This is a genomic window from Pseudomonas sp. Z18(2022) (assembly GCF_036346535.1).
Taxonomy (GTDB): domain Bacteria; phylum Pseudomonadota; class Gammaproteobacteria; order Pseudomonadales; family Pseudomonadaceae; genus Aquipseudomonas; species Aquipseudomonas yamanorum_A.
In genome coordinates this window covers 571,684-584,966 of record NZ_JAOTOA010000003.1, presented here as the reverse complement: position 1 = coordinate 584,966, position 13,283 = coordinate 571,684, and the positions used below count along the sequence as shown (strand labels likewise).

The 13,283-nt window shown below is 59.1% G+C and carries 14 protein-coding genes; 11 read left to right on the top strand and 3 right to left on the bottom strand.

What is annotated here, in order from left to right; all coding sequences use genetic code 11:
* Positions 1-100 precede the first annotated feature (100 nt).
* The gene (locus tag V3W39_RS10755) at positions 101-1,321 is read right to left on the bottom strand and encodes a CaiB/BaiF CoA transferase family protein (RefSeq protein WP_177043526.1); all 1,221 of its coding nucleotides are present in this window, start codon (positions 1,319-1,321) and stop codon (positions 101-103) included.
* Between the two features lie 13 nt (positions 1,322-1,334).
* On the bottom strand, positions 1,335-2,516 hold the full coding sequence (locus V3W39_RS10750; protein WP_177043527.1) for an acyl-CoA dehydrogenase: 1,182 nt from the start codon (positions 2,514-2,516) through the stop codon (positions 1,335-1,337).
* Between the two features lie 158 nt (positions 2,517-2,674).
* Between V3W39_RS10750 and V3W39_RS10745 the strand changes: the two genes are divergently transcribed.
* The 11 genes from V3W39_RS10745 (at position 2,675) to V3W39_RS10695 (ending at position 12,775) form a co-directional block, all read left to right on the top strand.
* Positions 2,675-3,574, top strand: coding sequence for a LysR family transcriptional regulator (locus tag V3W39_RS10745; RefSeq protein ID WP_177043528.1), 900 nt, complete (start codon positions 2,675-2,677; stop codon positions 3,572-3,574).
* Between the two features lie 447 nt (positions 3,575-4,021).
* On the top strand, positions 4,022-5,143 hold the full coding sequence (locus V3W39_RS10740) for a Re/Si-specific NAD(P)(+) transhydrogenase subunit alpha (protein WP_177043529.1): 1,122 nt from the start codon (positions 4,022-4,024) through the stop codon (positions 5,141-5,143).
* 15 nt (positions 5,144-5,158) lie between these two features.
* Entirely contained in the window at positions 5,159-5,479 is a 321-nt protein-coding gene (locus V3W39_RS10735) for an NAD(P) transhydrogenase subunit alpha (protein WP_003187417.1), read from the top strand.
* Positions 5,479-6,915: an NAD(P)(+) transhydrogenase (Re/Si-specific) subunit beta gene (locus V3W39_RS10730; protein WP_003214748.1), complete on the top strand. Its 1,437-nt coding sequence runs from the start codon at positions 5,479-5,481 to the stop codon at positions 6,913-6,915. Before V3W39_RS10735 ends, V3W39_RS10730 begins: the two co-directional genes overlap by 1 nt.
* 179 nt (positions 6,916-7,094) lie before the next feature.
* Positions 7,095-8,588, top strand: coding sequence for an acetyl-CoA hydrolase/transferase family protein (locus V3W39_RS10725; protein ID WP_177043530.1), 1,494 nt, complete (start codon positions 7,095-7,097; stop codon positions 8,586-8,588).
* A 318-nt stretch (positions 8,589-8,906) separates the two neighbouring features.
* Positions 8,907-9,122: a DUF1127 domain-containing protein gene (locus V3W39_RS10720; RefSeq protein ID WP_003214752.1), complete on the top strand. Its 216-nt coding sequence runs from the start codon at positions 8,907-8,909 to the stop codon at positions 9,120-9,122.
* Between the two features lie 263 nt (positions 9,123-9,385).
* Positions 9,386-9,580, top strand: a complete 195-nt coding sequence (locus tag V3W39_RS10715) for a DUF1127 domain-containing protein (protein WP_330212607.1) — start codon at positions 9,386-9,388, stop codon at positions 9,578-9,580.
* 154 nt (positions 9,581-9,734) lie between these two features.
* Positions 9,735-10,055, top strand: coding sequence for a DUF2388 domain-containing protein (locus V3W39_RS10710; RefSeq protein WP_084042613.1), 321 nt, complete (start codon positions 9,735-9,737; stop codon positions 10,053-10,055).
* Between the two features lie 106 nt (positions 10,056-10,161).
* Entirely contained in the window at positions 10,162-10,470 is a 309-nt protein-coding gene (locus V3W39_RS10705) for a DUF2388 domain-containing protein (protein ID WP_177043532.1), read from the top strand.
* A gap of 26 nt (positions 10,471-10,496) precedes the next feature.
* Positions 10,497-10,817 (top strand): DUF2388 domain-containing protein, encoded by a 321-nt coding sequence (locus V3W39_RS10700; RefSeq protein ID WP_177043533.1) that lies wholly within the window; start codon positions 10,497-10,499, stop codon positions 10,815-10,817.
* Positions 10,814-12,775: a DUF7844 domain-containing protein gene (locus tag V3W39_RS10695; protein WP_177130024.1), complete on the top strand. Its 1,962-nt coding sequence runs from the start codon at positions 10,814-10,816 to the stop codon at positions 12,773-12,775. Before V3W39_RS10700 ends, V3W39_RS10695 begins: the two co-directional genes overlap by 4 nt.
* Here the strand turns inward: V3W39_RS10695 and V3W39_RS10690 are convergent.
* Positions 12,772-13,173, bottom strand: coding sequence for a GFA family protein (locus tag V3W39_RS10690; RefSeq protein ID WP_259199836.1), 402 nt, complete (start codon positions 13,171-13,173; stop codon positions 12,772-12,774). The genes V3W39_RS10695 and V3W39_RS10690 overlap by 4 nt on opposite strands.
* Positions 13,174-13,283 lie beyond the last annotated feature (110 nt).

The window sequence follows — 13,283 nt, the reverse complement described above, 5'->3', positions numbered from 1 at the left end:
GTTTTCTATCAAATAGGCACTTTTGGCTAAAAATCGACCAATATTCCTCTTCCATATAGAGATAGAGCACCTCAACAGCCCTCTATATAGAAGGGAAGCCTTAGATGACCCCAGCCTCCCTCAACGCCGACACATTCGCCTGCGTCAAACCCAGCACTTGCTGCAGCACCTGGTGGGTATGCTCACCCAACAACGGAGGCGCACTGCGATATTCAACAGGGGTCTTGGACAGCCGCATAGGGCTGGCCACTTGGGGCACCATCCCTGCCAACGCATGAGGCAACTCCATCGCCAACCCGCGGGCCTTTACTTGCGGGTCCGCAAACACCTGCGCCAAGTCATTGATTGGCCCGCAAGGCACACCCACACGCTCCAACTGAGCCACCCATTCAGCGGTGGTCTTGAATACAGTCGCCTGGCGGATCAATGGAATCAGCGTCGCTCTATTGGCCACTCGCAGCTTATTAGTGGCAAACCGCGGGTCATCCGCCCACTGCGACTGACCCGCCACCTCAGCGAACTTGCGGAACTGCCCATCGTTACCCACGGTAAGAATGAAGTCGCCATCCGCTGTGGGGAAATCCTGATAAGGCACAATATTCGGATGAGCATTACCCAGACGCTTGGGAGAGACACCCGTCGTCAGATAGTTCATCGCCTGGTTGGCCAGACAGGCCACCTGCACATCCAGCAGCGCCATATCGATATGCTGACCGCCGCCATCATGATCCCGATGAGCCATCGCAGCCAGGATAGCCACCGTAGAATAAAGCCCCGTGAGAATATCCGTCAGCGCCACCCCCACCTTGACCGGCCCGGCACCGTCTTCACCCTCGGGACGGCCAGTCAGGCTCATCAGCCCACCAAGCCCCTGGATCATGAAGTCATACCCCGCCCGCGTCGCATAAGGACCAGTCTGGCCAAACCCGGTGATCGAGCAGTAGATCAACTCAGGATTGATCTCCTTGAGCGACTCATAATCCAGCCCATAGGCCGCCAAGCCACCCACCTTGAAGTTCTCGATCAGAATGTCGGACTTCGCCGCCAGGTCACGCACCAGCTTCTGGCCTTCCGGCCGCGTGAAGTCGATGGTCACCGACTCCTTATTGCGATTGGCCGACAGATAATAGGCCGCCTCAGTGGTGTTCTCCCCATACGCATCCTTGAGAAAGGGAGGGCCCCAGGCGCGAGTGTCGTCGCCGTTACCGGGCCGCTCGACCTTGATCACTTCAGCGCCAAGGTCCGCAAGTATCTGCCCAGCCCAAGGGCCCGCCAGCACTCTAGACAAATCCAGTACCCGCAGGTGCGATAGCGCGCCCATGGTCGTCCTCCTATTAATAGAACGCCTGAATACCGGTTTGCGCGCGACCCAGGATCAGCGCATGCACGTCGTGGGTACCCTCATAGGTATTCACCACTTCAAGATTGACCAGGTGGCGGGCAATGCCGAACTCATCGGAGATACCGTTGCCACCGAGCATGTCACGCGCCATCCGGGCAATGTCCAGGGACTTGCCGCAGGAATTGCGCTTCATGATCGATGTGATCTCCACCGCCGCAGTACCTTCATCCTTCATGCGACCCAACCGCAGGCAACCTTGCAGGGCGAGGGTGATCTCCGTCTGCATGTCTGCAAGTTTCTTCTGGATCAATTGGGTTGCCGCCAATGGCCGCCCGAACTGCTGACGATCAAGGGTGTACTGGCGCGCGGTGTGCCAGCAGAATTCCGCAGCACCCAGCGCGCCCCAAGAAATCCCGTAACGCGCCGAATTCAGGCATGTGAAGGGGCCTTTCAAACCACGCACATCCGGGAAGATGTTTTCTTCAGGAACAAAAACGTTATCCATGACGATCTCACCGGTGATCGAGGCGCGCAGCCCGACCTTGCCGTGAATCGCCGGGGCACTCAGGCCCTTCCAACCTTTTTCCAATACGAAGCCACGAATGTCGCCCGCATCGTCCTTGCCCCACACCACAAACACATCGGCAATCGGACTGTTAGTGATCCACATCTTGTTGCCGGTGAGGCTGTAGCCGCCATCCACCTTGCGTGCACGAGTAATCATCGCGCCTGGGTCGGAACCATGGTTCGGCTCCGTCAGACCAAAGCAGCCAATCCATTCGCCAGAAGCCAGCTTGGGCAGATATTTCTGCTTTTGAGCTTCGGTGCCGAACTCATTGATAGGCACCATCACCAGCGAAGACTGCACACTCATCATTGAGCGGTAGCCGGAGTCCACACGCTCCACTTCACGAGCGATCAGGCCATAGCTGACGTAGTTCAAACCGCTACCACCGTACTGCTCGGGAATCATGGCACCCAGCAAACCGGTCTCGCCCATTTCACGGAAGATCGCAGGGTCGGTCTTTTCGTGGCGGAAGGCTTCGAGCACACGCGGCGCCAGCTTGTCCTGGGCGAACTGCTCGGCGCTGTCGCGCACCATGCGTTCTTCTTCAGTGAGCTGTGAATCCAGCAGCAGTGGATCGATCCAGTTGAAGCTTGCCTTACCGCCCATGAGTGAATCCTCGCGAAGTAAATCAAAAAGTCGTGCATGGAGCCTAGGCCGGGCAGGCGAGGAGGGCAAACGAGGTTTTTGCATAGCCTTGTGCTAATTTATCACTCCGAAACATCCAGAACCGGCATAGATGCATTTCACTTGTGAGGCTACGGTACATGCGCAGAAAGATTCCCAGCACCACGGCGCTTGTCAGTTTTGAGGCGGCAGCCCGCCACGAGAGCTTTACCAAGGCCGCGCAGGAGCTTTCGATCACCCAAGGCGCAATCTGCCGACAGATTGCCAGCCTAGAGGAGTTTTTGAGTGTCGAGCTATTTCGGCGCTCGCGCCGGGGCGTGAAGCTGACAGAGGCCGGGCTTTCATACAGCCGCCGAGTGGCCACACAGCTGGACGCGGTCGAGCGCGACACTCTGTCGGTAATGGGCCAGCAGGGCACCAACGTGATCGAACTGGCAGTGGTCCCGACCTTTGGTACCCAGTGGCTGATCCCGCGCCTCAAGGACTTCCAGCACCGGCACCCGGAGGTCACCGTCAACCTGACTAACCGCACACGACCTTTCCTGTTCGCCGATACTGAATTCGACGCGGCGATCTACTTTGGGGATGCCGACTGGTCCGGTACCGAATCCCACAAACTGATGGGAGAAAACCCGCTCCCAGTGTGCAGCCCACGCTTGCTGGGTGAGCGCGCGCACTTCAGCGCGCAGGAAATCGCCGAACTGCCCCTGCTGCAGCAAACCACTCGACCCTATGCCTGGCGCCAATGGTTCAACGCGCAACAGCTGGACATACCCCGCGACATGACAGGCCCGCGTTACGAGCTATTCTCCATGTTGTCCCAGGCAGCCATGCACGACATGGGCATTGCACTGATCCCGCCGTTCCTCATTCAAAGGGAATTGAACGAAGGGCACCTGGTGGTCGCAAGCCCTCAGGTACTGGCGAGCTCGAAGGCTTACTATTTGATGATTCCAGAGAGAAAAGTCGAATCTGCTTCTCTCCACGCGTTCAGAGACTGGCTGATCGACCAGTCACTACGCTACAACCCCAATATCTAAAGGGAAAGTCAAAGTTATTGACTCTGTAGTCAGCAAATAAAAATACCTACATATGTATATATATGTCGCAATTTAGAAGACCGTATCTTTTGACTCTGAATCAGCCTTAAAGCCATGCCTGTATTGGTCTGTAGGCATAAAGTTACAGCGATACACAGCCATTCACGTTGGCGATGGCGAAAAGCCAATATTTTAGATAAACCCCTTTAATTACCTGTATTTAAAGGAGTTATATCCAAGCATTGCGACAATCAGTCACAGGGTGACTTGTAGTTAATTTTTCGTCACCCGTCATAATCTCTTGAAGGCCGTAAAGTTCGCCTGCAAAATGCCGCGCCCCGCTGTATTTCAGCGGGATCGTGCTGATCGGCCGCCCAGATGTACCTCTCGCGGTGCACTGGCCTTTTTACAAAAATCAAAGCAAAAAGATCATGCAGGAGATTTGACGTGCACATTGGTGTTCCTCTCGAAACCCAGACCGGTGAAACGCGGGTGGCTGCCACCCCGGAAACCATCAAGAAGCTGATCGGCCAGGGCCACAAGGTCACTGTGCAAAGCGGGGCAGGCATCAATGCCAGTGTCGTCGACAGTGCCTATGAAGCGGCGGGCGCCACCATTGGCAGCGCCAGCGATGCGTTCGGTGCCGAGCTGATTCTCAAAGTGGTCGCCCCGAATGACAGCGAACTCACGCTGATCAAAAGCGGCACCGTGTTGGTAGGCATGCTCAATCCGTTCAGCAACGAAACCATCACCCGACTGGCCGAGCATGGCGTCACCGCCTTTGCCCTTGAGGCCGCGCCGCGCACCTCCCGCGCGCAGAGCCTGGATGTGCTGTCTTCCCAGGCAAACATTGCCGGCTACAAGGCTGTATTACTCGCCGCCCATCACTACCCGCGCTTCATGCCAATGCTGATGACCGCCGCCGGTACGGTGAAAGCCGCGCGCGTGCTGATTCTCGGTGCCGGCGTAGCAGGGCTGCAGGCGATCGCCACCGCAAAACGCCTGGGAGCGGTTATCGAAGCGTCCGACGTGCGCCCGGCCGTAAAGGAACAGATCGAATCCCTGGGCGCCAAGTTCGTTGACGTGCCCTACGAAACCGATGAAGAGCGCGAATGCGCCGTCGGCGTTGGCGGCTACGCGCGCCCGATGCCTACCAGCTGGATGCAGCGTCAGGCCCTGGCCGTGCACGAACGCGCCAAACAGGCCGACATCGTCATCACCACCGCATTGATCCCCGGCCGCAAGGCGCCAACCCTGCTCAGCGCCGAGACCGTCGCACAGATGAAGCCAGGCTCGGTGGTCATTGATCTCGCAGCCGCCCAAGGCGGCAACTGCCCGCTGACCGTGGCCGACCAGGTGGTCGTGGAAAACGGCGTGACCATCTGCGGCCCTACCAACCTGGCAGGCGCCGTCGCCGCCGATGCCTCGGCGCTGTATGCACGCAACCTGCTGGACTTCCTGAAGCTGGTCTTCACCAAGGAAGGGCAGTTTGAAATCAACCTCGAAGACGACATCGTCGCCGCGTGCCTGATGTGCCGCGACGGCCAAGTCATCCGCAAAAACGCCTAAGCAGGGATTCAGACGATGGAAGAGCTTATCTCCCCCGGTATCTACAACCTGATCATCTTCGTGCTGGCGATTTATGTCGGTTACCACGTGGTCTGGAACGTCACCCCGGCCTTGCACACCCCGCTGATGGCCGTGACCAACGCGATTTCGGCGATCGTGATCGTCGGCGCCATGCTGGCCGCCGCGCTCACCGTGACGCCGCTGGGCAAGACCATGGGCACCCTCGCCGTGGCACTCGCGGCGGTCAACGTGTTCGGTGGTTTCCTGGTTACCCGCAGAATGCTTGAGATGTTCAAGAAGAAAGCCCCGAAAGTAAAAGAAGAGGCGCCGAAGTAATGAGCATGAATCTCGTCACGACGCTCTACCTGATCGCGTCGATCTGCTTTATCCAGGCCCTCAAGGGCTTGTCACACCCAACCACCTCTCGGCGGGGCAACCTGTTCGGCATGCTTGGCATGGCGCTGGCGGTACTCACCACCGTGGGCCTCATCTATAAGCTCGGCGCTGAGCTGGCGACCGCCGGCATTGGCTACGTCATCGTAGGCCTGCTGGTTGGCGGCACTGCTGGCTCGATCATGGCCAAGCGCGTGGAAATGACCAAGATGCCGGAGCTGGTGGCATTCATGCACAGCATGATCGGCTTGGCTGCCGTATTCATCGCCATCGCTGCGGTCGTGGAACCACAATCCCTGGGTATCGTGAAGCACCTGGGCGATTCGATTCCCGCCGGTAACCGCCTGGAGCTGTTCCTCGGCGCCGCCATCGGTGCGATTACCTTCTCCGGTTCCGTCATCGCCTTCGGCAAGCTCTCGGGCAAGTACAAGTTCCGCCTCTTCCAGGGCGCACCGGTACAGTTCGGCGGTCAGCACAAGCTGAACCTGGTGCTGGGCCTGTTGACCCTGGGCCTGGGCCTGGCCTTCATGTTCACCGGCAACCTCAGCGCCTTCGCCCTGATGCTGGCCCTGGCGTTCGTGCTGGGTGTGCTGATCATCATCCCGATCGGCGGCGCAGACATGCCGGTGGTCGTCTCGATGCTCAACAGCTACTCCGGTTGGGCTGCGGCGGGCATCGGCTTCTCGCTGAACAACTCTATGTTGATCATCGCGGGCTCGCTGGTGGGTTCAAGCGGCGCGATCCTGTCGTACATCATGTGCAAGGCGATGAACCGTTCCTTCTTTAATGTACTGCTCGGCGGTTTCGGCAACACGGCTGACGCAGCAGGCCCGGCCGGTTCGAAAGAAGCGCGCCCGGTGAAATCCGGCTCGGCTGACGATGCGACCTTCCTGCTGACCAACGCCGATACCGTGATCATCGTCCCGGGCTACGGCCTGGCAGTGGCGCGGGCGCAGCACGCACTGAAAGAGCTGACCGAGAAGCTGACCCACCGCGGCGTGACCGTAAAGTACGCGATCCACCCGGTCGCCGGTCGCATGCCTGGACACATGAACGTGCTGCTGGCGGAGGCAGAAGTACCTTACGACCAAGTGTTCGAGATGGAAGATATCAACTCCGAGTTCGGCCAAGCCGACGTGGTGCTGGTGCTCGGCGCCAATGACGTGGTCAACCCGGCCGCCAAGAACGATCCCAAGTCGCCAATTGCGGGCATGCCGATCCTCGAAGCGTTCAAGGCCAAGACCATCATCGTCAACAAACGCTCGATGGCCAGCGGCTACGCCGGCCTGGACAACGAACTGTTCTACCTGGACAAGACCATGATGGTCTTCGGCGATGCCAAGAAGGTCATCGAAGACATGGTCAAGGCCGTCGAATAAACACTGCGCCAGCGCAATACCCAAAACCCTGGCCTTTAGTAGGCTGGGGTTTTTTATTGCCGATGAAAACCGACAAAAGGCTCTAAATCGCTGCCTGGCATTCGACCATGGTAGCGGGACGAATTTTTTTGAAATCACTAGACTGCGCATCTTGCTTCCGTAGCCCGAGATAACAATCCATGTACCGTGATCGTATCCGCTTGCCTTCGTTGTTGAACAAGGTCATGAGCGCGGCTGACGCTGCCGCACTGATCCAGGACGGCATGACCGTCGGCATGAGCGGCTTCACCCGCGCCGGTGAGGCCAAGGCCGTGCCCCACGCCTTGGCCGAACGCGCCAAGACCTCGCCGCTGAAAATCACCCTGATGACGGGCGCCAGCCTGGGCAACGACCTGGACAAGCAACTGACCGAAGCCGGCGTACTGTCGCGACGCATGCCGTTCCAGGTGGACAGCACCCTGCGCAAGGCGATCAACGCCGGCGAAGTGATGTTTATCGACCAACACCTGTCGGAGACGGTCGAGCAGCTGCGCAACAATCAGCTCAAGCTGCCAGACATTGCGGTCATCGAAGCCGTGGCGATCACCGAGCAAGGCCATATCGTGCCGACCACTTCCGTGGGCAACTCCGCCAGTTTCGCTATTTTCGCCAAGCAGGTGATCGTCGAGATCAACATGGCGCATAACCCGAACCTGGAAGGTCTGCACGACATCTATATCCCGAGCTATCGCCCGACCCGCACGCCGATTCCGTTGGTGGCCGTGGACGACCGTATCGGTAGCACCGCGATCCCGATCCCGCCGGAGAAGATCGTCGCCATCGTCATCACCAACCAGGCAGATTCGGCCTCCACCGTGACGCCGCCCGACAGCGACACCCAGTCGATCGCCAATCACCTGATCAACTTCCTTAAGGAAGAAGTCGACGCTGGCCGCATGACCAACAAGCTCGGCCCGCTGCAGGCGGGTATCGGCAACATTGCCAACGCGGTGATGTGCGGCCTGATCGAGTCGCCGTTCGAAGACCTGACGATGTACTCGGAAGTACTGCAGGACTCCACGTTCGACCTGATCGACGCCGGCAAGCTGAGCTTCGCCTCGGGCAGCTCGATTACCTTGTCGGAACGGCGCAACGCTGACGTGTTCGGCAACCTGGAACGCTACAAAGACAAACTGGTGCTGCGGCCACAGGAAATCTCCAACCACCCGGAAGTCGTGCGGCGGCTGGGTATTATCGGCATTAACACCGCGCTGGAGTTCGACATCTATGGCAACGTCAACTCCACCCACATCTGCGGCACGCGGATGATGAACGGGATTGGCGGCTCGGGTGACTTTGCGCGCAACGCGCACCTGGCAATCTTTGTCACCAAGTCGATTGCCAAGGCCGGGGCGATTTCCAGCGTAGTGCCGATGGTCAGCCATGTGGACCATACTGAACATGACGTCGACATCCTCGTGACCGAGGTCGGCCTGGCAGACCTTCGCGGCCTGGCGCCGCGGGAACGGGCCCGGGTGATCATCGACAACTGCGTGCACCCGGCGTACCGCGACGCCCTGAACACTTACTTCACCCAAGCCTGCGCACTGGGCGGTCACACCCCGCATATCCTGCGGGAGGCACTGAGTTGGCACATCAACCTGGAAGAAACCGGGCATATGCTGAAGGCGTGATTGATACAGATTCGGACTGATGCAAACACAGTTTCATCAGTCCGAGCTTTCCAACCCATATTTTTAAAAAAACTGTACTGCTGTACCGGTCATTTCCTACCGAAAAATCCTACTCATCCCGCCAAATACACCTAAAACGCACCATAAAAGTGCCGACAGGTACAGTTGCCCCAATTTCGTACAGTACAGCCCCTATAAACAGTTAACTGGCCCCTCACAATACAGGCGAACTGTATCTAGAGAGTATTGCGCCGGAGGAGGATCATTGGCATCAGTTAAACCACTACCTAATCCCGCCACAAGCGGAAGGATGTCATCATGGAACGTACACTCAGTTCCGATCTGTTCTTCGAAGAAAAAGCTGTAAACACCCAGGCTTCCCTGCCTCTGCGCGTTCTCGCCAACCTGATGTTGTGGCAGCGCCGCATCTCCAGCCGCCATCAACTGGCTCGTCTGGATTCGCGTCTGCTGGCTGACGCCGGTATCAGCGAAGCACAACGCTACGAAGAGCTGAGCAAGCCGTTCTGGCGCTAATTAGCGTCCGCTGGCCCTGACCCACCGGGTCCACCGCCAGCACTCAGAATTGATCAAGCAAAACCCGCCCCGGGTAACCGGAGGCGGGTTTTGTTGTTTCTGGGGTTTGGATTTTCAAGAGCAAAAACAATAGGCTTTCATATCGATAGGTACAGTTTAAAAAACATAACAATTAAGCAGTACAATTTAACCCTGGTGTATCTGTACCGGTAAAATCTTCCCGCCCAACATGGTGTTCCAGAACCTCATGAAAGGCGCTCGCCATGAAGACCCAAGCCCAGCACCGCCCTCTATTGATACGACTGCTGCGGCGCACGGCCTTGGCACTTGCCCGCTGGGAGCAACGTGCCCGTACACGCAGGTTGCTGGCTCAACTGGACCCGCGGGAATTATCTGACGCAGGCATCAGCCACGGCGACCGAACAGCCGAGCTATCCAAATGGTTCTGGAGCGAGTAATCACCAGGGAGTGACTATCCGAACGGATAAACGGCAGCTTAATATCCGACTACCACGTGGCGAACCCTGTAGAACGGGCGTCTGATGCCCATGGTCCCGCTGATCAAGTAGCGGCTTTGTGCCACTTTTATTCGTTCATTTACAGGAGTCACCCATGTCCCGTCTTCGCCTGCTGAGCACCGCAGCCCTGCTGACCCTGGCTGCCAATGCCAACGCCTCAAGCCTGATCGTGACCACGGATTCGATCGTCGGCGCCCTGAAAGCCACCTCCGATGCGACCTCCGATGCCACGTCCTCCCTGCGCGACAACAAAGTTGTACGTGCCGCCCGTGATGATGCTGCCAGCTTTGTCGCCAGCGAAGGCGCGATCCGCGGCGTGAAGCTGGAAAGCGCCTTGGCCCAAATCCGCCAACAAGCTCCACAACTGAATACCGCGACTGACGCTCAACTGGCCCAGGCGATCCTGGCCATCTGACCGCAGACAGGGAAGACGGGAATGCCAGCGCTTGATGGATCCCCAGCGCTGGCTCTCGCCCGGGCATTGCGCTAGCCTTGGCGCTCGCTTCCAGTTGTCGAGTCCCATGGCTTTTTCTTACCGCCTGTTGATCGCTCCCGTCGTGTTTTGCACCTGCTGGTCCACGCAAGCTCCGGCCTTTGACCTGTCCACCCAGAGCCTCGTTGTCAGTGCGTATGCCACCAGCAAAGTGACCTCCGCGCCGTTCGACCATAAACTGATACTGGCCGCCCAGGATGACGCTGCCGCTTTCATTGCCACTGACGGCCAATGGCGGGGAGCCCGGCTGGAATCAGCGCTGGATTACCTGCGGCACCACCAGCCAAAACTTAACGCCAGTGACCTTGAACTGGCTCAAGCAATTCTCGTCCAATAATCATCTTTGTATTTCGGAGTCATTCCATGCGTAGCCCGCTGATCGCCGCTGCTCTCGGCCTGCTGTTGTTGGGCGGTGTTGCCCAGGCACAAACCCTGAAGGCCACCAGTAACATCATTGTCCGTGCCTCGGCCCGTACCATTGATTTCACGTCGGACACCACCACGTCCATCCGCGACTCCAAAGTCGTGCGCGAAGCCCATGACGATGCCGCCAGTTTCGTCGCCAGCAATGGCGAGATTCGCGGCGCCCAACTGGAAGCCGCCTTCGACACCCTGCGAACCCGCGTGCCAGAAGCCCGCGACGCCAGCGACCAGGTCCTCGCCGAAGCTATCCTCGCACTGTGAGGCGAATTGCCGCCTGGCTACTGGCCGGCACGCTGCTGCTCGGCGCCAGCGCGGCTCAGGCCGCCCTGCAACTACGGCTCAAGACTGATGGCTTGAGCCCGGCCCAGCAGCAGGCCAGCCAGGCATTGCTGGATGAGGCGATGCAGGCGTTGCCGCCGCGCTTCATCGAGCAACTGGACCGGACCATCGACGTCGGCTGGACCGACAAGATGCCCGAAAACGCCTACGGCCAGGCTTCACTGGTGTCGGAACTGGACCTCAACAGCAACCTGCTGGAAAGCCTCACCGACGGCAGCGCCGCGACACAAAAGACCAACCGCCCCCATGGCACCGTGCGCCGGGAAATGCTCGCCACCGTGCTGCATGAACTGACCCACATCTACGACCGCGCCCGCTTGTGGTCCAGCGCCGATCGCACGCTGATCCAGCGTTGCAGCCGCCAGAACAACATCACCGGCCTGATCGGCCTGCCCGATCAATGCCGTGGCCAGAACGATCGCCGCTTTACCCTCAGCGATGACCCACGCCTGCTGGACCTTGCCGGCTGGCCGCAATACGTGGGGCGTCGCGGCGAACGCGAACAGAACAACCACCAGGTCGCCCGCAGCCCGGACATCTACGAAACCACCAGCCCGCTGGAATTCGTCGCGGTCAACATGGAGTACTTCCTCCTCGACCCGAGCTACGCCTGCCGCCGGCCTTCGCTGTACCGCTATTACAAGGAACACTTTGGCTGGGCACCACCGGCCAAGGACACCTGCGCCAAAACCTACGCCTTCCTCAATGCCGGCAACGACTTCGCCAAGACCCCACTGGGCCAGGTCGACCCCGAGCGTGTCTACGAAATCGACTACTTGCTGGCCGAAGCCAACCAGAACCTGGTAAGCCGCTGGGGCCATAGCATGTTGCGCCTGGTGATCTGCGCCCCAGGCCGGCCGCGGGGCCCGGACTGCCGGCTGGACCTGGACCAGCACCTGGTTCTGTCCTACCGCGCATTCGTCGGTGACGTACAACTGTCGAGCTGGGACGGCTTGATCGGCAAGTACCCGTCACGGCTGTTCGTGCTGCCGCTGTCACAGGTCATCGACGAGTACACCAAGACCGAACTGCGTGGCCTGGCGTCGGTGCCGCTGAAACTGACACGCCAGGAGATCAACGACACCGTCGAACACGCCGCCGAAATGCACTGGAGCTACGACGGCAATTACTTCTTCATCTCCAACAACTGCGCGGTGGAGAGCCTGAAGCTGTTACGCAGCGGCAGCGCCAACCCGCAGCTGACCGGCCTGGACAACATTACGCCCAATGGCCTGCTGGAAGTCCTCAAGGGTAGGGGCCTGGCCGACACCAGCGTGCTGGATGACAAAAAACGCGCACTGCGACTGGGCTATCACTTCGACTCCTTCCGCGAGCGTTATCAGGCGATGTTCGAGGTGCTGAAAAAGCGCCTGCCGATCAAACAGGCCGAGGTCGAGGATTGGCTGTCATTGAGTGCCGAAGAACGTCGCCCATGGTTTGCCGAAGCAGACCTGCGCACCAGCGCGGCCTTGCTGCTGCTGGAACAGGCAAGCTTTCGCAAACAACTGATGCTGGCCCAGGATGAAGTCAAACAACGCTACCTCGGTGCCCGCGAGCTGAAGAACGGCGGCATGGAAAAGGCCAACGCGACCTTGCAGCAGATCCTCGCCAACAGCGGCTTCCTCAGCCGCCCGGCAGAGCTGTTGGGTACCAGCGGCTACGGCCTGCCACAGCCAGCGGAATCACAACGCCTGGAATCGGAAAGCGCCGCGCGCCAGAAGCAGTTGCAGTCACTGACCGGCGACCTGGACAAAGAGGTGAGGGCGCTGCTGGAACCGTCCCGCGCGGCGGAGATAGCGGCGTGTGAAGCCAACCTCAAGCAGCTGGGCGAGCACTTGCGGGCGCTGCACAAGGCCTCCGGCGGGTTCGAGCTGCCCTAGAGCGTTTCCCCATCCTCTTGCGGCAACTGTTCATCCAGGTGCAACCACGGCAATCGGCTCTCTACCCAGATATGCCGATCTGCCGGGGCCAGCTCTGGGTGATCCAGGGTCGCGATGGTCACATCGATACTCTCGGGACTCAGACGAGTCTCCAACGCCAGGTGCGCCCCACAGTTCGAACAGAAATACCGCACGCACGTCGATGACGATTCGTACTGCGCCGGTGTTCCCGCCATCCACGCAAACGCGGGCCGGGGCAGGGTGATCCAGGTGGTCACCAGCCCACCGCTGACCCGACGACAAATCGAACAGTGGCAGTGGGCAACATCCACCAATGCCCCGCTGAACTGATAACGCACCCGGCCGCAGTGGCAGCCTCCCTGGTGTTGCTCATGCATACGCAACCTCCTGCGCCTCTATTTCATATAAGACCGATCGTCACTCAACGTAGCCTGTTTCTTAACCGAAAGCTGGCTGAAAGCTTCCGGGACTAGGATCGCCCACCACT